This window comes from Halomonas meridiana (genome assembly GCF_009846525.1).
GTDB lineage: Bacteria > Pseudomonadota > Gammaproteobacteria > Pseudomonadales > Halomonadaceae > Vreelandella.
In genome coordinates, this window is the sequence record NZ_CP024621.1 from 924,512 (window position 1) to 943,934 (window position 19,423).

Genomic DNA, 19,423 nt, shown 5'->3' on the forward strand with positions numbered 1-19,423 from the left:
TGATGAAAATCAACCCCTTGTCGTCATAAAACAGGAGCGCTGCCATACTCAGTGGCTGCGCTATTTCATTTGGGCCACGTGCATGGGCGTCGTTGTCTCGCAGCGTAAAAACGCAGACGTGGCTAACCACTCTTCATCGGGGTAGTAAGCAAAGACGTACTGGTTCTCTTTGAGGCTGTCGATCAGCGGATAGGTGATGTCTTCACGCACGGCCGGACAGCCGTGGCTGCGACCCAAGCGGCCCGTTTGGGCAATGAAGTCGTTACTGACGTAGTCGGCGCCATGAATCACGATCGCCCGCTCGAAGGCCAAGTCGTTGACCTGTGGCTCCAGGCCATCCAGACGCAGTGAATAGCCGTTGCGACCGTAGTAGCTATTCATGGTGCGGAAAAGACCGAGGCTGGATTGATGGCTGTCCGGTGTATTGGAAAAGGCGTTGGCTACCGCGTCGCCAGATCCCTGACCATGGGACACCAGCTCTTCGAAGAGCAACTGGTGCTGATGAAGGTCGAACACCCACATGCGGGGTTCCGTGGAGGGCAGCGAGTAGTCGATGACGGCCAAGCGCTCGGCGGAAGGGTCGGCACAGCTCAATGCCTGTGCCGCCAACCGAAGGGCTGCCGGTGTGGCGTCGGGGGCTAGCTGAAGTAACTGATGATGTAGAGGGGATACTCCCGCTGGCGGCGCGGCGGCCACTTGAGAGAAAAAGCTGGCGGCTTGAAGGGTGGAAGAAAACAACACGATGGGTAACGAAAACAGTACAGTGGTCATGCGTGAACGAAAAAGCATGGGGCGTTATCCTGCCAAAGAGGTCAAAAGCGTAATGAAGTCGACACGCCACGCGTCAGCGTAAGCGGCTATGATGAAAAAAACGTGTATCAGAACGGGAACTGCTGATACGACGTTAAGCAAAAAGAGTGACGCCACATTACAACGCAGCATAGTAACGCAAGGAGAGGCGATGAACGACCACCAGCCACTAAGACGATGGGCGATAGGGGCAGCGCTCTGTCTGGCGCTGAGCTGCCCGGTAATGGCCACTGCCAATGAACCCACCAGCGCCGCATTGCAGCAAGCCCTCGCGCAGCAACTTCAGCGGCAAGAAGCATCGCTACCCATCGCGTCGTTCTATGAACTACGCGGCGGACAGCCAGCTTGGCAAGAGCTGCAGCGCGTCGAATCCCTCGTCAGCGCGTTGAACACCCTGGTGGATGACGGGCTCACGCCCGACGACTACCAAGCCTCATCGCTGTTGGGCGATTTCCAGCAAAGTCAGCAATTAGACGAGCAGGCACAAGCACGCTTCGATGTGCGCGCCACCCGTTCGCTGCTGCTGGCACTGGATCATCTATCGATTGGTAAAGTGGATCCCAGGCGCGTCGAGCCGAATTGGGACCTGCCCCGCCCAGAGCGGCGCTATGCGCTGCCGCGTGTCGTGCAGGCCGTCGACGGGGGAGAGGTGGAGCAGGCGCTGTCGCTGGCGCGGCCGGATACGGCAGCGTATGCCCAGCTTCGCAACGCGTTGGCGCACTATCGTCGCTTGGCCGAGCAGGGCAGCGTGCCCTATTTGCCCGGGCGTGACGAGTCGCTGCGCCCCGGCGATATCGATGATGACGTGCAAACGCTTCGCCAGCGCTTGACGCTGTGGGGAGAGCCCCACCTGCTGGCGGCGGATAGCAGCGCCTACCCGATGATTGGTGTACAGGCAGCGGGCGGTGACCGGCGCACCTTCGATAGGGAACTCGAACAGGCGGTCATGCGCTTTCAGCGACGCCACCAGCTGCAAGAGGATGGTGTGGTAGGCGAGCGCACGAGATTGGCGCTGAACATGCCCGTCTCCGTGCGGGTAGACCAACTGCGCATTAACCTCGAACGCGCCCGCTGGATTCGCCCCTCGCTAGATCGCACACCGAACGTCTGGGTCGATATTGCAGGCTATCGTTTGCACTACACGCGCCCTAACGGGGAGCATTGGGATGCCCGTGTGGTCGTCGGATCGCCCAGTCGAGAAACGCCGATCATCCACTCTTCCATCAGCCATTTGACCGTCAACCCGAGCTGGACGATCCCGCCGACCATCATGCGTGAAGACGTGCTGCCAAGGGTGCGCCAAGATACGGCGTATCTCACGCGGCAGAATATTCAGGTCGTCAGCCTATCTGGGGAAACACTGGATGCCGACACGATCGATTGGCAGCGGCCGGGAGGGGTGATGCTTCGCCAGGTCGCGGGCAGTAGTAACCCTTTGGGGCGTGTCGTGGTACGTTTTCCGAACGACGACATGATTTACCTGCACGATACCCCAGCAAGAGGGCTTTTCCAGCGGGATCATCGGGCGTTGAGTTCGGGGTGTGTTCGGGTAGACGGTGTGACGGAATTTGCCCAGCTTCTGTTGCAGGACAGCGGCAGCCGCTATCAGCTCAGCTCGCTGATCAATAGTGGCCGCAGCGATCAAAACGTGAATCTGCCTACCCGGATTCCGGTAGCGCTGCACTACCTGACCGCGTGGCCCAATCGCGAGGGCGATGTGGTGTTTAGAGAGGATATCTACCGCCGTGATGCGGCGCTGCTGGCAGCCCTCGAAACGGCCTAGTCGTTTTCTTGCCCTATAAAAAAGCCGCCCCGAGTGGGGCGGCTTTTTCGTCTAGCATGTGACGGGCTATTGAATGCTCTCGTCACTTTCAGCGTCACGCTGGTAGTTAGCCACGCTGATAGTGCCGGTCTCACCACTTTCCAGCGCCGCTAGCATCGGTTCGGCTTGGCGTTGGAACGCAACCAGCGTGTCGCCGCTAAGGCTGGTGTTCTCCGGCAGCTCGACCGTCATGGCATTGACCGGCGTGTTGTTCACGATGACTTCGTAGTGCAGGTGAGGGCCCGTGCTGCGGCCGGTATTACCGGACAGCGCGATACGCTCGCCCATCGTGACGCGCTCGCCCTGGCTGACCAGCGGCTGGGATAAGTGCAGGTAGCGGGTGCGGTAGCCGTTGTCATGGCGCACGACGATGTAACGACCGGCAGCATGATGGTTACCGACACGCTCCACGCGGCCGTTGGCAGGGGCAGTGATGGGAGTGCCAATGGGCATCGCAAAATCGGTGCCGTTGTGAGGGCTGACGCGACCGGTCACCGGGTGTAGACGACGTGGATTGAAATTGGAGCTGAGACGATAGCTGCCTTCGAAGGGGCGACGGGCAAAGGCTGGGTCGAGACTGCTGCCCTCCGGGGTGTAAAAATTATCGTCGTTGGCGTTACGTACGACGGTCAGATCCATGCGCTCGCCATCGTATTTCACGGCCAGTACGCGGGAGTCGAGGGTCTCACCATCGATCATGTCAGACTCCACCAAGACCTGAAACTGATCCCCCCGGCGGCTGTCGCGACGGAAGTCTAACTTCTTTTGCAAAATGCGCGTCAGCTCGGTGACAGAGCTGCTGCTCAAACCGGTGGCCTGGGCTGAGCGGGCAAAACTGCCCGTGACGCTGCCGGCATAAAGCCGCTGTACAGGCTCGCCCTGGCGCTCGATGGCAGTGATGGCGTAATGGTCGCTGTCACGCTCTAGCAAAACGCCTTCCCGGGTGTTCTTCATCATTCGCAGTGCCAGGAGGCGACCCGTTTCGTCCAACTGATAGTCGAAGCTGTGGCCCGCACGCCAGTGGGTCAGCATGCGAGGATCGGGCAGGTCGTCCAGCAGGGCGAGCACTTCGCTATACCCCAACCCCAACTCGTTTTGCGCCAACACGGCAAAGGTTTCGCCAGATTCGACGATGTGGGTTTCCCACTCGGGCACGAACGGCTCATCGGCCGCCAGTTCCAATTCGAGGAAAGAGACGTCGTCTTCGTACAGCTCAACCCCGTAATCTTCATAAGAAGTGGCATCAGCGATTTCGACGGAGTCGTCGACATTGAGCATGCCGCTTGTGATCGTTCCTAGCACGATGGCCATGTGTAGTGCGCCATCATCCAGCAGGCTGTCGTCCAGCGTGACCTGAGCGTGTGCGTCTCCTGGGGCGGCATCGCTCGCCATAGAGGCTTCGGCACTGGTGATCATGTCGAGATCGACGATCTCGGTGGCGGTGAGTTCACTCAGGGGGATATGTTCACGGGTTGCGTCGAGAGCGCGGGAAGCGCGGTCGATCGCTTCTGCGACTGGCGTGCGCTCTTGTCGAAGCGACGGTACGCCGGGGGCAGAATCGCTGGGAAGCGGAACGAGCACGCTCTCCAGCGGTGTTTGGGGTTGGTTCAGGTCGTGATAGGTAGTGATAAGTTTTTGTGCGCCCAGCACGGTGACCATCGTGGCCACGGGTAACAGTAATAATTTATGCGTGCGAGGCAGCGAATGGAGGATTCGCAACATGGGTAAATAGGCCGCCGAGTTCGTGAAATAAAAGTAACATGAAAGTAAGCAAACTCGGGAACCATACCCCAAGGAGAAGGGGGTGAATAGACTGTACATCCATACACAAAATATACTTCCGCTGAATAACGGAAATATAAAGGCATCTTATTCAGCCATGAACACCGTTTGCTAACAAAAGTAACCGAGAGGCAGCGGCCAGCTCAACGGGTTAAAACGGTTTCGTTACCTTTACCATAGACGTAAATTAAAGCTTGTGAAAGATAAATATAACGTGCGTCTAATTAAAAGGGAGTTTTGCCAAGCTATCAGCGTGTAAGCCTTATCTCCGTACGTCCATAACCCGTGTTAATGATTCGATGCTGACACACTGAGTCCGCTCAATGGATGAGCAGTGTCATCAAGCCACGTCGCTCAGATTAAAAAGGTAATTTTTTGTATTTTAATGTTTCTTTACGTTTTTATGCGGTTTGCAGAGTGTATTCCAGCGTGGCGATGCAACGAAATTCGATAACAGACAGGTACTCATCGTCTTTTCCTGGCATTCTAGGGATGTTTTTTCGAAGATGAAGCGGATTGTTTCGCTGTATAGCGTCGAGGAAATCGAAATGTCTCGGGTAACACTAGCGCAGTGGCAGATGCTGGCCGCCGTGGTGGATCATGGTGGCTTTGCACGAGCGGCAGAGGCGATCCATAAAAGCCCCTCCACGCTGAATCACGCGGTGCATAAATTGGAAGAGCAGTTGGGTATCCAGGTGCTCGAACCGGTGGGTCGGCAGGTGCGCCTCACCGAAGCAGGCGAGCTGCTGCTTCGCCGTGCGCGTCAGTTGATCGAAAGCGCGGCGTCTTTGGAAGACGTCGCTTCGCGCTTGGCAGCGGGGCTGGAAGCCGAAGTCGTGGTGGCGATCGACCAAATTTTTCCGGTGGCTGCTCAGGCGAAAGCGTTGGAGCGCTTTTCGGAAACCTATCCCCAGGTGCGCGTTCAGCTCCATGAAAGCGTGCTGAACGGGGGAACGGAAATGCTATACGACGGCCGCGCCGACCTAGTGGTCTCCGGTATCGAGGCCCAAGGATTTTTGGGCGAGCCACTGGTTAATGTGCGCTTCGTGGCGGTAGCGCATCCTCGTCACGCGCTGCATCAATTGGGGCGCTCGCTGGATTTGCGTGATCTTGCCCAGCATCGTCAACTGGTGGTGCGTGACTCGGCGCTGCGTCAATCCACCAACGCGGGCTGGTTAAAAGCCGAGCAGCGCTGGACGGTCGGTCACGTGGGAACGTCGCTGGATATGCTGCGGCGCGGCTTGGGGTTTGCCTGGGTTCCGGAAACGCGTATCGCCGACGAGCTGGCCAGCGGTGAGCTGAAGCCGCTGCCGCTCAGTGCTGGGGGCATTCGTGAAGTGCCCGTGCAGCTTATTTTTCGTGATCGTGATCGTGCGGGCCCGGCAGCCCATGCCATGGCCGCGGCTTTGAAGCGGGCAGTGAGAGAGGTGTGCGAGCAACGTTCGATTCCCTCGAATGAACGGCCGTAAAACATCCGCTTGAGCCTGACTCCGTCGGGGGTATGCTGAACGTCATACACCTCTATAACGTTCAATGCAGGAGACGCCCGATGGGACTGTTAGTCAACGGCGAGTGGGTCGATCAGTGGTACGACACCAAAAAGCACGGCGGGGAATTCGTTCGCGAATCCGCGCAGCTGCGCGACTGGGTGGGCAGCGATGAGACGTCTAAAGGCGAGAGCTATCCGGCTCAGGCCGATCGTTACCACCTTTACGTATCGCTCGCGTGCCCCTGGGCGCATCGGGCGCTGATCATGCGCAAACTGAAAGGGCTCGAGCCGCTGATCGTAGCATCCCATGTGAGCCCGCTGATGTTGGAAAACGGCTGGACCTACCATCAAGACGAAGGGTCGAGTGGCGACCCTATCAACCATGCTGACTATCACCATCAGCTCTACACCATGACCGACCCAACGTACACGGGCCGGGTCACGGTGCCAGTTTTGTGGGACAAGCAGCGCAGCGCCATCGTCAACAACGAATCCGCCGATTTGCTACGCATCTTCAACCGCGCTTTCGATGAGCTGACGGGCAATGATTTGGACTTCTATCCAGACGATTTGCGCAGCGTCATCGATGATGTGAACGATGACGTGTACGACCACATCAATAACGGCGTTTACAAATCGGGTTTTGCCACGGATCAGCAGGTCTATGAAAAGCACGTCACGGCCTTGTTCGATGCGCTAGAGCGCATGGAGACGCGGCTTGGGGAGCATCGCTATTTGGCGGGTGAGTGGCTGACCGAAGCGGATATTCGCCTTTTCACCACGCTGATTCGCTTCGACGCGGTCTACTTCGGTCACTTCAAGTGCAATTTCAAACGTATCGAAGATTATCCCAATCTCTCCAACTACGTACGCGAGCTATACCAATGGCCGGGCGTGGCCGATACGGTCAATATGGATCACATCAAACGCCACTACTATTACAGCCACGACACGATCAACCCGACGCGTATCGTGCCGGCGGGCCCATGGCTGGACTTCATGCGTCCTCACGACCGTGAACGTTTGCCGGGGCAGGGAATACGTCGGCACTCACGTCCCCAGTGATGCACATATTAAAAAGGGCCACCCGCTTGGGTGGCCCTTTTTTGATCGACTATACGCTACGGGGCGATGATGCCACTCTGCGCAAAGTGGCCCATCGCTAGCGTGTCACTCGTCGGCATCGACGGCGTCACGGGTCGTTTGCCAAGCGCTTTGGGCACCCTCTTTGGTGCTCTGCCAAGCGTCTTGCGCGTTAGCTTTGGTCTGCTCCCACCAGTCGCGATCATACGTGGGGAAGGATTCGACGTCCTCGGCCGTCGCATCCAGCATGATGCGGTGCTCGGTGTCACCATCATCTTCGGTGTGCGTTTCCAGAGTGAACTGGTCAGCCTCGACCACGACTTCGCGTCCGCCCAGACCCAGCACATCGCCGCTTTCGATGACCAGTGCTGAAATACGCATCTCTTCATCGAAGAGAATATCGTCGACTTCACCGATCTCTTCCTCAGAGCCGTCGGCAAAGAACACTTCTGCATCAAGAATGTCGTCGGCCGAATACATGCCCTGGGGTTCCGTTTGCGCTTGGACGCCAAACGCCATGCCGCCGAATAGGGCAGTCGTAATTGCAGTCGTCAGAATCGATTTACGCATAGCTTCTCTCCATGTGGCTATCAAGAGGTAGCGTCATGCTACCTGTGAGTGAATTCGGTATGTGAATTCGTAGGGAAGGGACGTGGAAAGTGGAGGGGCTTAGAGCCCGTTCGCCCAGTCATCCGCACGGCGCTCGGCCTCTGCGCGCTCCAAGCCATATTTCTGTTGGAGCTTACCAACGAGTTGGTCTTTCTTGCCGCCGATTTGCGTCAGTTCATCATCGGTCAGTTCGCCCCAGCTGGCGCGAGCTTTACCTTTCATTTCCGTCCATCTGCCTTCGATCTGATCCCAGTTCATGTGCATCACTCCTTGAAGTTCGTGAACGTCATCGGGCACCTTTCAGGTTAGACGACATAGTCACATGTGCAAGCCCCGGTATTGATATGGGTTAAATCAAAAAGACTGGTCAGAACCCATTGGCGGTGTTAGGATGCGCCCTCCTCGCATGTGTTGACCCCTCCATCACGACGATAAACGTTCTTCACTGACGCTGAGCCTGATGTGCCACGCCAGTCGAAACGTTTGCGGGAACATCTCATTCATTGCAGATGTTCATTGCTGTGAAGATGGCGCGCCTCCAGCATTTCACCAAACGGGTGAAATCGGCGCAGAAGGTCGCCACAGCGGTTGGCCCGCAACGCGGTGTTGCCAACCGAATGCTAGGTGCGACCGGCGTCTCCGACTCCACTGATGACGATATCCGCTATGCGGAGCCTTGTTCTTTTGCTGCGCACCGTTATGCGCTGCATAAAACAGAGTCAGAGACGCTTACGATGTTTTTTGCCGGTTCAGCCGGCCTACCAAGGTGTGATTAATGACCTCGACTTCTGTCGCCTCGCCGAGCTTCGGCGATCTGGCTCTATTGCCTGCCGTTCTGTCTGCTGTTGAAGCACAGGGCTACGAAACTCCTTCGCCTATTCAGGCGCAGACGATTCCTGCGTTGCTGGAAGGCCGCGATATGCTGGGCCAAGCACAAACCGGCACCGGCAAAACCGCCGCCTTCGCACTGCCGCTGCTGTCGCGTCTCGACATGCAGCGTCGCGAGCCCCAAGTACTGGTACTCGCACCGACCCGCGAACTTGCTCAGCAGGTCGCCGTCTCTTTTAGTAAATATGGTCAGAATCTTCAGGGCTTGGAAGTCGCTACCCTGTGTGGCGGTCAAGAGTACCGTGAACAGCTAGGCGCGCTGAAGCGTGGCGCGCAAGTGGTCGTCGGCACGCCGGGCCGTGTGATCGATCACCTGGATCGTGGCAGCTTGAAGCTGGACGGCCTCTCGGCGCTGGTGCTCGACGAAGCCGACGAAATGCTGCGCATGGGCTTTATCGACGACGTCAAACGCGTGGTTGCCGATACCCCGAAAGATGCTCAGCGCGTGTTCTTCTCGGCCACACTGCCGACGGAAATCGAGCGCATCGTCAACCGTTATCTGGTCAACCCGGTGAAGGTCGCGATTGAATCGCGTACCACGACGGGCGAAAACATCGAACAGCGCATCGTGCGCGTGGACGGTGGTGCCAAGCTGGAAGCGTTGTCGCGTATTCTTGAAGTCGAGCCGGTCGATGCCGCGATCGTCTTCGTGCGCACCCGTGCGGCCTGTACCACGCTGGTCGAGCAGTTGACCGCTCGTGGCGTCAACGCTGCTGGCCTGTCCGGTGACCTGGATCAGAGCCTGCGCGAGCGCACCATTACCCGCTTGAAGCGTGGGAAAGTCGACGTGCTGATCGCGACCGACGTAGCGGCCCGTGGCCTCGACGTTCCGCGTATCACCCACGTCATCAACTACGACCTGCCGCAGGATGCAGAAGCCTACACCCACCGTATCGGTCGTACCGGTCGTGCGGGCCGTAGCGGCATTGCGATCACTTTCGCGGGCTTCCGTGAAGGCCGCAAGGTGGGCTGGATGGAGCAGGCTACCGGTCAGAAAATGACCGAAATGCCGCTGCCTGACGAAGCCGCTATTCGCGCTCACCGTGACGACGTGTTCCATCACCGTGTAGTGGCGGCACTGACCAAAGGTGCTGAAGAGCAGCGCGCACTGGTCGAGCGTCTGGTGGAAGAGGGGCATGACGCCGTTGAGCTGGCCTGTGCGTTTGCCGCCATGGCCCGTGCCGACGAAGCGCCGATCGGTCGTCTTCAGGCACCGCGCAAAGAGCGTGCCCCGCGCGATGGCGCACCGGGCAAGCCGGGTGGTGCCCGTCGCGAGCGCTCCAGTGCGCCCAGCGAAGGCATGACCCGCTACCGCGTCTCCGTGGGCCATAAAGACGGCGTGAAGCCGGGCCAACTGGTCGGTGCGCTGGCGAACGAGGGCGGTATCGAAGGCGCGCGTATCGGCCGTATCGATATCCGTAATGCCTTCTCCGTGGTCGAGCTGCCCAGCGGTCTGCCTTCCACCATCCTGGCGAAAATGGCTCGTGCCCGTGTGGCCGGTCGCCCGCTGGAAATCAGCGAAGACCGTGCGCCGGAACGCGCACCGCGCCGTCGTCGTGACGATGGCGATGCGCCGGTTCGCCGTCGCGAACGTGCGTAACTCAGCGCTAGGCGCTGGATAGCGCCTGATCGGTGAGTCACCTCCCCCTATGCCACTGGCCCTGTGCCTGCTGGCGTAGGGGGATTTTTTTTGGCTACGCTAAACGTTCATTACCTCGATACAAGGAGCCTGCATGGACGCTGCGCTACACGAATGGAACCTGTCACCCAAACAGGCCATTGCCCTTCAGTCACAGCTCGCCCAACGGTTGGAGAGCCGTGATCGCCTCGACCCGGTAAGGTATATCGCGGGGGTGGATATTGGCTTTGAGGAAGGGGGTGCGGTAACGCGGGCGGCAGTGGTGGTGTTGACGTGGTCGCCCGAGGCGGCTCCTCAACTGCCAGTGGTCGAGCAGGTGGTGCATCGCGAACCTACCCGCATGCCCTATATTCCAGGATTGCTGTCGTTTCGTGAAATCCCCGCCGCCCTAGGGGCATTTGCCAAGCTTAAGACTCAGCCACAGCTGGTGATGGTCGATGGCCAAGGCATCGCTCACCCTCGGCGCTTGGGCGTAGCCGCGCACTTGGGGCTTTGGCTCGATCTGCCTACCATCGGTATCGCCAAGTCGCGCTTAACCGGCACGCATGCAGCGGTCGGAGACGCGCGAGGCGATTGGGTGCCGCTCCTGGCCGGGCAAGAGGTCATCGGTGCCGTGCTGCGCTCGCGGGCGAACGTCAAGCCGGTATTCGTCTCGCCGGGGCATCGGCTGTCGCTGGATACCTCCCTTGAGTGGGTGATGCGCTGCCTTGGGCGAACCAAGCTGCCCGAGCCGACCCGGCTGGCAGATCGGCTGGCGTCACGGCGAGATCAACAGAAGCGTTAAATAAAACTGATAAAACGCTGCAGCAGGCTGGTCGCTTCTGGCGTCTCGCTAATTTCACTGAGTAGCTGGTCTGGGTCGTCACCCTGGTCGCGCAGGGCAGCGCGCTGACGCTCGATGTAGGCACGCATGACGGGCGGTGAGAACTCCGGATGGAACTGCACGCTCCATTGGCGCGGCCCGTAGCGAAGCGCTTGGTGGGCGTCGTGGCAGTTGTGAGCCAGAATGGTGGCGCCATGGGGTAGCTGCATCACCGACTGGGCATGGGTAAGGTGCGCGTCGAAATGCCCAGGTAGCTGACTAAAGAGGGGGTCCTTCAGGCCGGCTTGGGTCAAGCGCACCGTGCGCGTGCCCGATTCGCGCCCGGCGGGGTGGTAGTCGCTGACGCCACCAAAGGCCGCCGCCATGAGCTGATGACCATAGCATACGCCCAGCAGCGGCAGGTTATCGGCTAGCGCCTGCTGCAGCCACGGCTTGAGCGCCTCGCTCCAGGGGGGCTGCTCGCTCACCATGCTATGCGAACCGGTGATCACGGCACCGACGATGTCGTCCGGAGGTGTCGCCGTTAGCCGCGCATCCCACACCTTGAGCGTCACGCCCTCGGGAAGCGCCTCGTGTAACCGGTGAATGAACAGCTGCTCGAAATCACCGTGCTGGTCGACCACTTCAGGGAACGCATCCCCGGTTTTGATGATGACTAAAGAGGCCATGGCATTCTCGTTATCGTATCGCGGCGGTGGAAAGATAGCCGAATCAGGTCATTCCGCTGTAAGCTGAAACGTCTTGTTTGACGACCGTTTTACCATACATTAGGAGCTTGATATGCAACAGATTACACGTGCAGGCGCGCCGATGGACGTGGCGGGCACGCTACCAGCCGTTGGTCAAACGGCCCCAGCCATGACGCTGACCAACAGCGACTTGGAAGACGTCACGCTGGCCACCTATCAGGGTAAGCGTAAGGTGCTGAACATCATTCCCAGCGTCGATACCCCGACCTGCGCGATGTCCACCCGGCGGTTCAACGAGCTGGCCTCCAAGTTGGACAACACCATCGTTCTCGTCGTATCCGCAGACCTGCCGTTCGCCGCGAAGCGCTTCTGCGGGGCCGAAGGGCTGGATAACGTTGAAACACTCTCAACTTTCCGCCATCGGGAGTTCCAGGAAGCGTGGGGCGTGGCGCTAAGTAACAACAGCATGGAAGGGCTGTGTGCCCGCGCGGTCGTCGTACTGGATGCAGACAACCGCGTGCTACATAGCGAGCTGGTGAGTGAGCTGAAAAACGAACCGGATTACGAGGCGGCGCTGGCGGTGCTCAACGCTTAACCTGGTCGCGCCCCCGTTGGGCAGCCGCCACCAGCGCGCTGATGAGGCGCTGCTGGGGGCGGTTGAAAATCAGCCACTCGGGGTGCCACTGCACGCCGATGAGAAAATCGTGGGCTTCTGATTCGATGCCCTGTACCAGCCCGTCGCGGTCACGAGCGACGATTTGAATGCCTTCCCCCGCCCGATTGACGGCTTGATGATGCAGGCTGTTCACCCGGCACCAGGTCACGCCCAGCAGTTGATACAGCTGGCTGCCGCCGACGATGTCGACCGTTTTGCGAGGTAGTACGGTACGGCGCCGTTTTAGCCCTTCATGGGTCGTGTAGATGTCGGGGTCCAGCGTGCCGCCCAAATGGACGTTGATCAGTTGCGCTCCGCGACAAATGCCCAGCACCGGCGTATTTTGCGGAATGAACCGGTTGAGCAGGCTCAGTTCCAGTTCGTCCCGGGCAGGGTCCAGGCGCACGTCGAGCTGGACTTCGCCGCCGTAAAGTTGCGCTTGAATATCGTCGCCACCGCCGATGATCAGCCCGTCCAGATGCTCGGGCATGGGGCGAGAGGGGGACAGGCGCAGCGGTTTACCGCCATGCCGCCAGACGGCAAACCAGTCAAAGCACCAGGCAAGCTGGCTTTTACGATCCGAGGTGGTGATTCCAATCAGCGGTCGAGGCATGCAGTGGGCGTCTCGTCTGTCTGTGAGAATAAGCGGGGGTTAGGCGTTGCCGAATGGCTTCAAGAGCGCGGCTTTCAAGCGTGCCCACCAGGGCTTGCTGTGCTCGGCGATGTACTCATCGCAGCGGGCGCGCAATACCTTGTCATCGGCGGCTAACTTCTCGACCTCCACCCAGCGATTCCACTCTACCACCGACCCCCAGCCTGGCTGGGAGAGCTGGGCATTGGGCAGGCGGTAGTGAAAGGTCGGGCGCGGCTTGGTGAGTTCGCCATGCAGCAGCTCGTGGGGGTGGTCGGGGCGCAAATGGGCAAACAGCGGCAGCAGGTCGAGCTCTCGGTTGCGGGTGGGGTTGTAGTGCAAGTAGTCGTCGATGAAGGTGTCCAAATCCGGCTGGTAGCGGGCGTCCAGGACTTTCAGGGCGTACTCTTTATGAAACGGGTTGGCGTGGGGCAGCACTTCGCGCGTAATGTCGACTTTGATCTCTTCGCGCAGCCAGCTAGCCAGCAGCAGATACGCCCGCATCATGGCCAGCAGGTAATCCACCTCCTGGCGCTCTACCTCGGGATTGAGGTGCAGGCCAAAGCCATAGAGCAGGCTGGCATCGGTGCCTTTGGCCCCTTTTTCCCGCAGCGTTTCGAAGAGCGTATCGAGGGTGTCCAGTTCATCCCAGGGAATGGGCGGACAGACGATCTCGGTGGGCACCAATCCGGTCACCATATCGCCGATCAGCTCGCGGGTTTTTTGGTGGAACTCGACCCGGCGCTGATGCTGCTGGCGCGCCCATTCGCTATCGCTTTCATGATGCTCTTCCAGCAGCGCTTTATCGGGGTGGGCATACTGGGTATCCAGTTCGATGCCGAACTCTCCCCACCGCGTGCCCTCCACCTGTAGCCGATGGGGGCTGACCACGTTAAGCTCCCCCCCAAACAGCGTGCGCACCAGTTCGGCCGTCTCGCGGGGCGGTAGGCCAGCGAACTCGATTTCGACACCGACACAGCGAGTCTGGCCATCTTTATTTACGCGTTTGGGTGGGGCTTGCAGCGTCATCTCGGTATCCTTGAGGTGAACGTTTGAAGGGCCAGCCTATCACAATCACGCGTTGAGGCTGAGCGTCATCAACGTGGTCAACGTCAATCACCGGTACCCGTGGCCGGTCTATGTCGGGAGTAACGTGTGCGACAGCACTGGATAACCAAGATCATCGTCGGCGTGGTGCTCAGCCTGCTGCTGAACGCGCCAGCGCTTGCGCAGGGTGTGTCTCTGCCGAATCTGACCGGTAACGATTCGTCGGAGCAGGCGGAGGTGAGCAACGAGGATTTTCAACGGTCGCTGAGCGACGTGATCTCGATGCTCGAAAACGAAGAGCAGCGCACCGCGCTGCTGGCGTCGTTACGCGAGCTGCAGGTGAGTACCGATGCCGCAGAGGAGGATGGCGTCGTCCGCCAGGGCCTGCTGGGGGCGCTGGCCGACACGCTGACCGACATCGGCGAACAGGCCCAGGCGGGGGATTCTCCCATCGACGAGTGGTCTCGCCAGCTCGTGCAGGGGGCCGATGATTTACGCGCGTTGAACGATGACGCTGACCAGGGCGAAGCCATTCGCGCGGTGGCCGACGGTGCAGTGTTGGCCTTCGTTTGGAGCGTGCTGCTGGTCGTGATGATTGCCTTTGGCCGTTTGGTCGCCACGCGTCGTCACTGGCCGCTGGACCTTCCCCGTGACCCCAAAGCGTGGCTGCTGGCGGTGCACTTTTTGCGTCGCATGCTGCCGTGGACGCTGGCCTTTGCCATTACGCTTGGTATCGGGCAAATCCTCCCCTACAGCCCCGGTCGCGCCGTGGTGCTCGTGGTGGCTTACATCTGCCTGTGCGGCCGGGCACTCTCGGTGGTATTTGAGACCGTCATCGCCTTCTTCAGCCGTGGGCATCGCTTCCCGGCGGTGCAGGTGCTGCAACACAAAGCGCTGCGCGGTCTGTTTGTCATCGGCGCACTGATTGCCTTGGGCGATGCGGTGAACTCCACGCGGCTGGTCGAGCTGCTGGGGGCCGAACTCTCCAGCCTCGTGTCGGTGCTGGCCAACATGCTGGCTGCGCTCTTGTCGGCTCGCTTTATCTTCAAATTCCAACGGCCGATTCGCCATCTGATTTGCAACCGGCCCTATAAGCAGCGCCGCGATGCCAGCACCGCCGTCGAGATGATTCGTGCCCTGGGGGGGCTTTGGCATATCCCCGCGCTACTGATGGTGGGTGGTTCGCTGCTGGCGATCTTCATTACCGTGGGCGATGTAGGCACGGCCCTGGCACGCTCCATCGTCTCTGCCAGTTTACTGGTGTTGACGCTGGTGGTGACCGGCCTGCTGCGCCGTCAAGCGGAGCGGCTCAACAAACGCCGCCACCGTCGCCGCTTCAGCCAGTACCGCAAACGTTTGGAGCGCTTTGGTTTCGTACTGGCACACCTCTGTGCGTGGATGGTCTTTGCCGAGCTCTCCATGCAGGTGTGGGGTGGCTCGCTGTTTGGCCTGGGGCAGCAGGCCGTCGCGAGCGCCCGGATCGGGCAAGCGCTGGTGAGCCTGGGGGCGACGATCCTACTGGCTTGGCTGGTGTGGATCTTTGCCGATACGGCCATTCAGCGGGCGCTGACGTCGTCGGCTCGGTCGCGCGGCCGGCGGGTGAATCAGGCAAGGGCGCAGACCATCACGCCGATGATTCGCAACGTCATTTTCGTCGCCATTCTGATCATCGCGGTGATTGCGGGGCTAGCCAATCTCGGGGTGAACGTCACGCCGCTGCTGGCCGGTGCCGGTGTGATCGGTCTGGCCATCGGTTTTGGTGCGCAAACCCTGGTGCAGGATTTGATCACCGGTATTTTCATCCTCATCGAAGACTCGCTGGCGGTGGACGACTTCGTCCAGATCAACGGCCACATGGGCACGGTAGAAGGGTTGACGCTGCGCACCGTGCGGCTGAGAGACCTGGATGGCGTGGTGCACATCATCACCTTCAGTCGTATCGAGTCGATCCACAACATGTCACGCCAGTTCGGCATCGCGCTAATGCGTATTCGTATTCCTTACGACATGAAAATCGACGATGCGATTACTCTGATGCAGGAGACCGCCCAGGAGCTGCGTAAAGACCCGATGATGCGCCACTACATCTGGTCGCCGCTGGAGATGCAGGGCGTGCAGGGCTTTGAAGAGGGCTGCCCGATTTTGCGGATGCGTTTTCGCACCGCGCCGGAAATGCAGTGGGATGTCTCTCGTGCCTTCAATCTGTTGCTGAAGCAGCGCATGGAAGCACAAGAGATCGACCTGGGCGTGCCGCGTTTGAGTGTCAGCATGGAGGCGCGCTCCGAGTCGCGCATGGAGGACACCTCCGGTACCGATCTAAGCCTGGAGCGGGGTGAGGAGGGCGCTTCCTCCTCGGCAGACGAGGCGCATAAAAAGCCGGCGCCGCCGAAGCCCGCGCCGCGCCCCACTCAGGCGGAAATTCGCCAAGACGAGCGGGAGCGCCGCGGCGCGTCAACCCAGGCCAAGCCCCACGCTCAAGGCAAACCCCAGAGCGAGGCCTATGCCCGCCCCCACGGTGAAAACGGCGATGAGTAACCATGGCCCGCGCAGGCGGCGCCAGCGGTTGTAGAGTGACACCGCATGGCTGACGCGATCGACCAGCTCATCGTGGCGGGAGATCGCGTGATCCGGCGGCAGAGAGAAGTCGTTGGCCACGTCGCCCTGCCAATGGGCACCGTGGGTCAGACCTAAGCGAGCGCGCAGGCGGCCAATGTCGCTCAGCGTATGATGTAGCGTGTCGTAGGTTTCCCGGTGAGGCGGCACGGCGAGCACGGACGTGGCATCCTGGCGCAGCGCACTATTGGGGCAGCGGGCCACGGCGCTCTTGATCTGCTGGTCGTTGGCATCCGGCGTCAGAGCGAGGCGTTGGTACAGGTCGCGCATAATCCAGGGAGTCTCTCTCCAAGCGTAACGATTAGTAGGTTTGCATCAGATAATCATAGGCATTTTTGATGCGCTGAAAACGCGCCGACGCCAGCGCCACCTGATGCTCGCTCTCGGAGTAGAAACGATCCGGGTGATGGAGCTGGGCCATGCGACGATACGCGCGGCGCACATCGGTTTTGCTGGCACCAGGGGTCAAGCCCAGCACGGCTAACGCGCGGGTGGTGCGATCGGGCGGCGGCGGGCTACTTCGCTGCTGGCGGCGTCGCGCCTCTTCCTGGCGCGCCTGCTCTTGACGCTGGCGCTCTTGCCGGGCCTGCTCCTGGCGGGCTTGCTCGGCTTTGGCCTGGTCGGCGCTGGACTGCTCCGCTCGGGCCTTGGCGCGGCGAGCCTCCTCTTTTTGCTGCTTTTTTTCCTGCTGCTTCTGCTTCTTTTCTTGCTGTTTGTCGGTTTTGGAACGCTGTTGCTGCTCGGCCTTCTCTTGCGACGCTTTCTCGCGCTGAGCGGCGTCGGCCTCCTCCTGCGCTTTGTGGGCATAGTAGGCCGGGTCGTGGGTTTGCCAGTAGGCGTCGCGGCTGGGATCCTCCGGCGGGCGCAGCGGCTTGCCGGTCAGCTCTTGGAACAGGGTGCCCAGGGTCGTGGGCGTCACGTTTAACAAATCGGCTAAAAACCGCAGAATGTAATGATTGGCCAACGAAATATCGCCGTCGTCCGTCGCCACGGTAATCGCTTGGTGCATCACACTCAGGCTACGCTCTTTAGAGCACTCTTTGCGTACCACCTCGGCAGCCAGTTGGATGGCATGCAGATCTTGGCTGTGGGCAATGCTCATCACGGGCCCCAGTTCGTGCCCATGGCGAAACTGCGCCGTCACCTGGGCCAAGCGGCGGCGCCGCTGACCTTCCGAGACGTGCTGGCGGTGCACCAGCACCCACCCCAGCAGTAGCAGGGTAGCCGTATCCACTTGGCTGCGGCTTTTGAGCAGCAGCAGCTCAAAGGGTGAAAAACGGGCGATGGACATTCCCTAGCTCCAAGGCGAAGTAGTAAACCGTAGCCTCTGTATAGCAGACCACTATGGCGAATTAACCATGGTATATCATCGTGTTTGGCAATGAAGTAGGAGATTCGTGAGGTGATCAACGTTGAGCGTAAAAATAGCTTCCAGCTGCGCCTGTCGCGGCGATTGAAAGAGGAAACCTCGCATACGCTCGATGTCTACTTATTCGTGCCCAAAGAGCTTGGATTGAGCACCCACGTCATCTCCGAAGAGGCATTTTACCATGGCGCGATCAGCGTCTCGCGGACCTACTACAGCGACGAGTACCACCTGCCGCTGGTGCACAGTCGGCTCGCCAGCCGCAATCAGCTAGGCAGCGACTCTTACCGCTTGAGCCTTAGCCTTTACGCCTACCAATACGTGGGAGCACTGGAGCGCACCACGCAAACGCTGCTCTCCGACGCCCGCAAGCTGCGTCGTGAACCGAGCGATGACCCCGCCGCCTGGCAAGAGAAAGCCGACGCGCTGAGCGAGCAGCTCGCCGAGATGAGCGATCTGAGCGACGGCATTCTCAAACGCCTGCGGCGCAACCCACCCAGCGACGAACGGCTCTACAAGTACTTTGCCAATATCGATAACTACCTCTCTTGGTTCACGGAGCAGCAGCTATTGGCGCTCGTTGCCCACATGCCGAGGGGAGGGGCGTTCAGCGAGATCAAGCGGCGCTTCATTACCATTTGCCAGCGCGAAGGGGAGTACCGAGAGGCCCAGGAGTATAACGCCGAGCGGGTGGTGGACGACCCGACCCGCATGTCGAATAAAATGCGTCTGCTACGGCGGCTCATCGAACACCCCATCACCCTCAAGCAGCGAGCCCTGGAGCTGGGCAGCGGCGAACAAAAGGCAGTGAAAGCCCTGGCCACGGCGGTGGTGATGGCCTTCGTCTCGCTGGGCGTACTGCAACTGCGCAGCGCCTTGGGCGATATCACCGCGCTATTCGTACTGGCCATGGCGCTGCTCTATGCGCTGCGGGAGGTGTTCAAAGACGACCTGCGTAATACGCTATGGCGTTGGCTGCGCCGTGGCCGCCCCAAATGGCGCCGCCAGTACATCGACCCCACCCGTAACGCCCTGGTGGGGCGGCAGCTTGAGTGGTTCGACTACAAACGCTACGCCGCGCTGGATCGTGACATTCAACAGATGCGACGGCGCACCGTCGCCCAGCGGGACGAAGTGGTGATGCACTACCGCTCCAGCTCGCACATGTCGCCCACCCGTTTTCTCAGCGGTTACGAACACACCCGCGAAACGCTGCATATCGACCTCTCGATGCTGACTCGCCTAATGAGCAAAGAGAAGCACCACATCTACCGTTTAAAAGAGGGCCAAGCGGTGCGGGAAAGCGTCGAGCGCCGCCATCTTTTTAATCTAGTGGTGCGCGAAACCGGCAGTGAAGATTCTCCCTACCTTGCCCGTTGGAAAGTCGCGGTGAGCCGCTCGGGCATCGTGGATGTCGAGCAAGTGGCCGAAAACCGCGATGACTAATCGCTTCTTGTGTCGTTGAATGCGACTAAAA

Annotated in this window: 18 protein-coding genes; 9 read left to right on the forward strand and 9 right to left on the reverse strand. The window is 59.9% G+C overall.

Translation table 11 applies throughout. From position 1 onward, the window contains the following. Nucleotides 1-60: 60 nt before the first annotated feature. Nucleotides 61-789, reverse strand: a complete 729-nt coding sequence (locus tag CTT34_RS04485; protein WP_159341369.1) for a murein L,D-transpeptidase catalytic domain family protein — start codon at nucleotides 787-789, stop codon at nucleotides 61-63. A gap of 172 nt (nucleotides 790-961) precedes the next feature. On the opposite strand from CTT34_RS04485, the gene CTT34_RS04490 reads away from it, so the two are divergent. Continuing rightward, nucleotides 962-2,593, forward strand: a complete 1,632-nt coding sequence (locus CTT34_RS04490) for a L,D-transpeptidase family protein (protein ID WP_159341370.1) — start codon at nucleotides 962-964, stop codon at nucleotides 2,591-2,593. 66 nt (nucleotides 2,594-2,659) lie between these two features. On the opposite strand, the gene CTT34_RS04495 is transcribed toward CTT34_RS04490, so the two are convergent. Further along, the gene (locus CTT34_RS04495; RefSeq protein ID WP_159341371.1) at nucleotides 2,660-4,354 is read right to left on the reverse strand and encodes a peptidoglycan DD-metalloendopeptidase family protein; all 1,695 of its coding nucleotides are present in this window, start codon (nucleotides 4,352-4,354) and stop codon (nucleotides 2,660-2,662) included. 608 nt (nucleotides 4,355-4,962) lie between these two features. Between CTT34_RS04495 and CTT34_RS04500 the strand changes: the two genes are divergently transcribed. Both CTT34_RS04500 and CTT34_RS04505 read left to right on the forward strand, forming a co-directional pair. Further along, nucleotides 4,963-5,883 carry a LysR family transcriptional regulator gene (locus CTT34_RS04500; protein WP_159343712.1) on the forward strand — a complete coding sequence of 307 codons (921 nt, stop codon included), beginning with the start codon at nucleotides 4,963-4,965 and terminating at the stop codon, nucleotides 5,881-5,883. 80 nt (nucleotides 5,884-5,963) lie between these two features. Then, a complete protein-coding gene (locus CTT34_RS04505; protein ID WP_159341372.1) occupies nucleotides 5,964-6,968 on the forward strand; it encodes a glutathione S-transferase family protein in 1,005 nt (334 codons plus the stop codon). Between the two features lie 105 nt (nucleotides 6,969-7,073). Here the strand turns inward: CTT34_RS04505 and CTT34_RS04510 are convergent, their stop codons facing one another. Beyond that, nucleotides 7,074-7,556, reverse strand: coding sequence for a PRC-barrel domain-containing protein (locus CTT34_RS04510; protein WP_159341373.1), 483 nt, complete (start codon nucleotides 7,554-7,556; stop codon nucleotides 7,074-7,076). A gap of 99 nt (nucleotides 7,557-7,655) precedes the next feature. Beyond that, nucleotides 7,656-7,853, reverse strand: coding sequence for a CsbD family protein (locus CTT34_RS04515; protein WP_159341374.1), 198 nt, complete (start codon nucleotides 7,851-7,853; stop codon nucleotides 7,656-7,658). A 245-nt stretch (nucleotides 7,854-8,098) separates the two neighbouring features. Here CTT34_RS04515 and CTT34_RS18230 point away from each other — a divergent pair, with 245 nt between their 5' ends. The 3 genes from CTT34_RS18230 (at nucleotide 8,099) to nfi (ending at nucleotide 10,906) form a co-directional block, all read left to right on the forward strand. Beyond that, nucleotides 8,099-8,371 carry a hypothetical protein gene (locus tag CTT34_RS18230; protein ID WP_162527871.1) on the forward strand — a complete coding sequence of 91 codons (273 nt, stop codon included), beginning with the start codon at nucleotides 8,099-8,101 and terminating at the stop codon, nucleotides 8,369-8,371. Continuing rightward, nucleotides 8,371-10,083 (forward strand): DEAD/DEAH box helicase, encoded by a 1,713-nt coding sequence (locus CTT34_RS04520; RefSeq protein ID WP_159341375.1) that lies wholly within the window; start codon nucleotides 8,371-8,373, stop codon nucleotides 10,081-10,083. The genes CTT34_RS18230 and CTT34_RS04520 overlap by 1 nt, the downstream gene beginning before the upstream one ends. Before the next feature lie 133 nt (nucleotides 10,084-10,216). Then, a complete protein-coding gene (gene nfi, locus CTT34_RS04525; RefSeq protein ID WP_159341376.1) occupies nucleotides 10,217-10,906 on the forward strand; it encodes a deoxyribonuclease V in 690 nt (229 codons plus the stop codon). Here the strand turns inward: nfi and CTT34_RS04530 are convergent. Beyond that, complete coding sequence (locus CTT34_RS04530) at nucleotides 10,903-11,613, reverse strand: glutamine amidotransferase (protein WP_159341377.1); 711 nt, start codon at nucleotides 11,611-11,613, stop codon at nucleotides 10,903-10,905. The two genes, nfi and CTT34_RS04530, sit on opposite strands and share 4 nt — an antisense overlap. A 112-nt stretch (nucleotides 11,614-11,725) precedes the next feature. Between CTT34_RS04530 and tpx the strand changes: the two genes are divergently transcribed. After that, nucleotides 11,726-12,229 carry a thiol peroxidase gene (gene tpx, locus CTT34_RS04535; protein WP_159341378.1) on the forward strand — a complete coding sequence of 168 codons (504 nt, stop codon included), beginning with the start codon at nucleotides 11,726-11,728 and terminating at the stop codon, nucleotides 12,227-12,229. Here tpx and CTT34_RS04540 read toward each other — a convergent pair. Together CTT34_RS04540 and CTT34_RS04545 are read right to left on the reverse strand one after the other, a co-directional pair. Further along, the gene (locus CTT34_RS04540; protein WP_159341379.1) at nucleotides 12,219-12,902 is read right to left on the reverse strand and encodes a gamma-glutamyl-gamma-aminobutyrate hydrolase family protein; all 684 of its coding nucleotides are present in this window, start codon (nucleotides 12,900-12,902) and stop codon (nucleotides 12,219-12,221) included. The two genes, tpx and CTT34_RS04540, sit on opposite strands and share 11 nt — an antisense overlap. Before the next feature lie 39 nt (nucleotides 12,903-12,941). Continuing rightward, nucleotides 12,942-13,949: an amidoligase family protein gene (locus CTT34_RS04545; RefSeq protein ID WP_159341380.1), complete on the reverse strand. Its 1,008-nt coding sequence runs from the start codon at nucleotides 13,947-13,949 to the stop codon at nucleotides 12,942-12,944. A 126-nt stretch (nucleotides 13,950-14,075) separates the two neighbouring features. Between CTT34_RS04545 and CTT34_RS04550 the strand changes: the two genes are divergently transcribed. Further along, complete coding sequence (locus CTT34_RS04550; protein ID WP_159341381.1) at nucleotides 14,076-16,502, forward strand: mechanosensitive ion channel family protein; 2,427 nt, start codon at nucleotides 14,076-14,078, stop codon at nucleotides 16,500-16,502. On the opposite strand, the gene CTT34_RS04555 is transcribed toward CTT34_RS04550, so the two are convergent. Then, the gene (locus CTT34_RS04555; protein WP_159341382.1) at nucleotides 16,419-16,850 is read right to left on the reverse strand and encodes a hypothetical protein; all 432 of its coding nucleotides are present in this window, start codon (nucleotides 16,848-16,850) and stop codon (nucleotides 16,419-16,421) included. The two genes, CTT34_RS04550 and CTT34_RS04555, sit on opposite strands and share 84 nt — an antisense overlap. Before the next feature lie 31 nt (nucleotides 16,851-16,881). Further along, nucleotides 16,882-17,871 (reverse strand): DnaJ domain-containing protein, encoded by a 990-nt coding sequence (locus CTT34_RS04560; RefSeq protein ID WP_159341383.1) that lies wholly within the window; start codon nucleotides 17,869-17,871, stop codon nucleotides 16,882-16,884. 111 nt (nucleotides 17,872-17,982) lie between these two features. On the opposite strand from CTT34_RS04560, the gene CTT34_RS04565 reads away from it, so the two are divergent. Then, entirely contained in the window at nucleotides 17,983-19,392 is a 1,410-nt protein-coding gene (locus CTT34_RS04565; RefSeq protein WP_159341384.1) for a hypothetical protein, read from the forward strand. Nucleotides 19,393-19,423: the final 31 nt, after the last annotated feature.

Coding starts and splice junctions, on each gene's coding strand:
- tpx (WP_159341378.1), top strand. CDS start 11,726: ATGCAACAGATTACACGTGCAGGCGCGCCGATGGACGTGGCGGGCACG.
- CTT34_RS04495 (WP_159341371.1), bottom strand. CDS start 4,354: ATGTTGCGAATCCTCCATTCGCTGCCTCGCACGCATAAATTATTACTG.
- CTT34_RS04555 (WP_159341382.1), bottom strand. CDS start 16,850: ATGCGCGACCTGTACCAACGCCTCGCTCTGACGCCGGATGCCAACGAC.
- CTT34_RS04485 (WP_159341369.1), bottom strand. CDS start 789: ATGCTTTTTCGTTCACGCATGACCACTGTACTGTTTTCGTTACCCATC.
- CTT34_RS04530 (WP_159341377.1), bottom strand. CDS start 11,613: ATGGCCTCTTTAGTCATCATCAAAACCGGGGATGCGTTCCCTGAAGTG.
- CTT34_RS04560 (WP_159341383.1), bottom strand. CDS start 17,871: ATGTCCATCGCCCGTTTTTCACCCTTTGAGCTGCTGCTGCTCAAAAGC.
- CTT34_RS04510 (WP_159341373.1), bottom strand. CDS start 7,556: ATGCGTAAATCGATTCTGACGACTGCAATTACGACTGCCCTATTCGGC.
- CTT34_RS04505 (WP_159341372.1), top strand. CDS start 5,964: ATGGGACTGTTAGTCAACGGCGAGTGGGTCGATCAGTGGTACGACACC.
- CTT34_RS04545 (WP_159341380.1), bottom strand. CDS start 13,949: ATGACGCTGCAAGCCCCACCCAAACGCGTAAATAAAGATGGCCAGACT.
- CTT34_RS04500 (WP_159343712.1), top strand. CDS start 4,963: ATGTCTCGGGTAACACTAGCGCAGTGGCAGATGCTGGCCGCCGTGGTG.
- CTT34_RS04520 (WP_159341375.1), top strand. CDS start 8,371: ATGACCTCGACTTCTGTCGCCTCGCCGAGCTTCGGCGATCTGGCTCTA.
- CTT34_RS04515 (WP_159341374.1), bottom strand. CDS start 7,853: ATGAACTGGGATCAGATCGAAGGCAGATGGACGGAAATGAAAGGTAAA.
- nfi (WP_159341376.1), top strand. CDS start 10,217: ATGGACGCTGCGCTACACGAATGGAACCTGTCACCCAAACAGGCCATT.
- CTT34_RS04490 (WP_159341370.1), top strand. CDS start 962: ATGAACGACCACCAGCCACTAAGACGATGGGCGATAGGGGCAGCGCTC.
- CTT34_RS04540 (WP_159341379.1), bottom strand. CDS start 12,902: ATGCCTCGACCGCTGATTGGAATCACCACCTCGGATCGTAAAAGCCAG.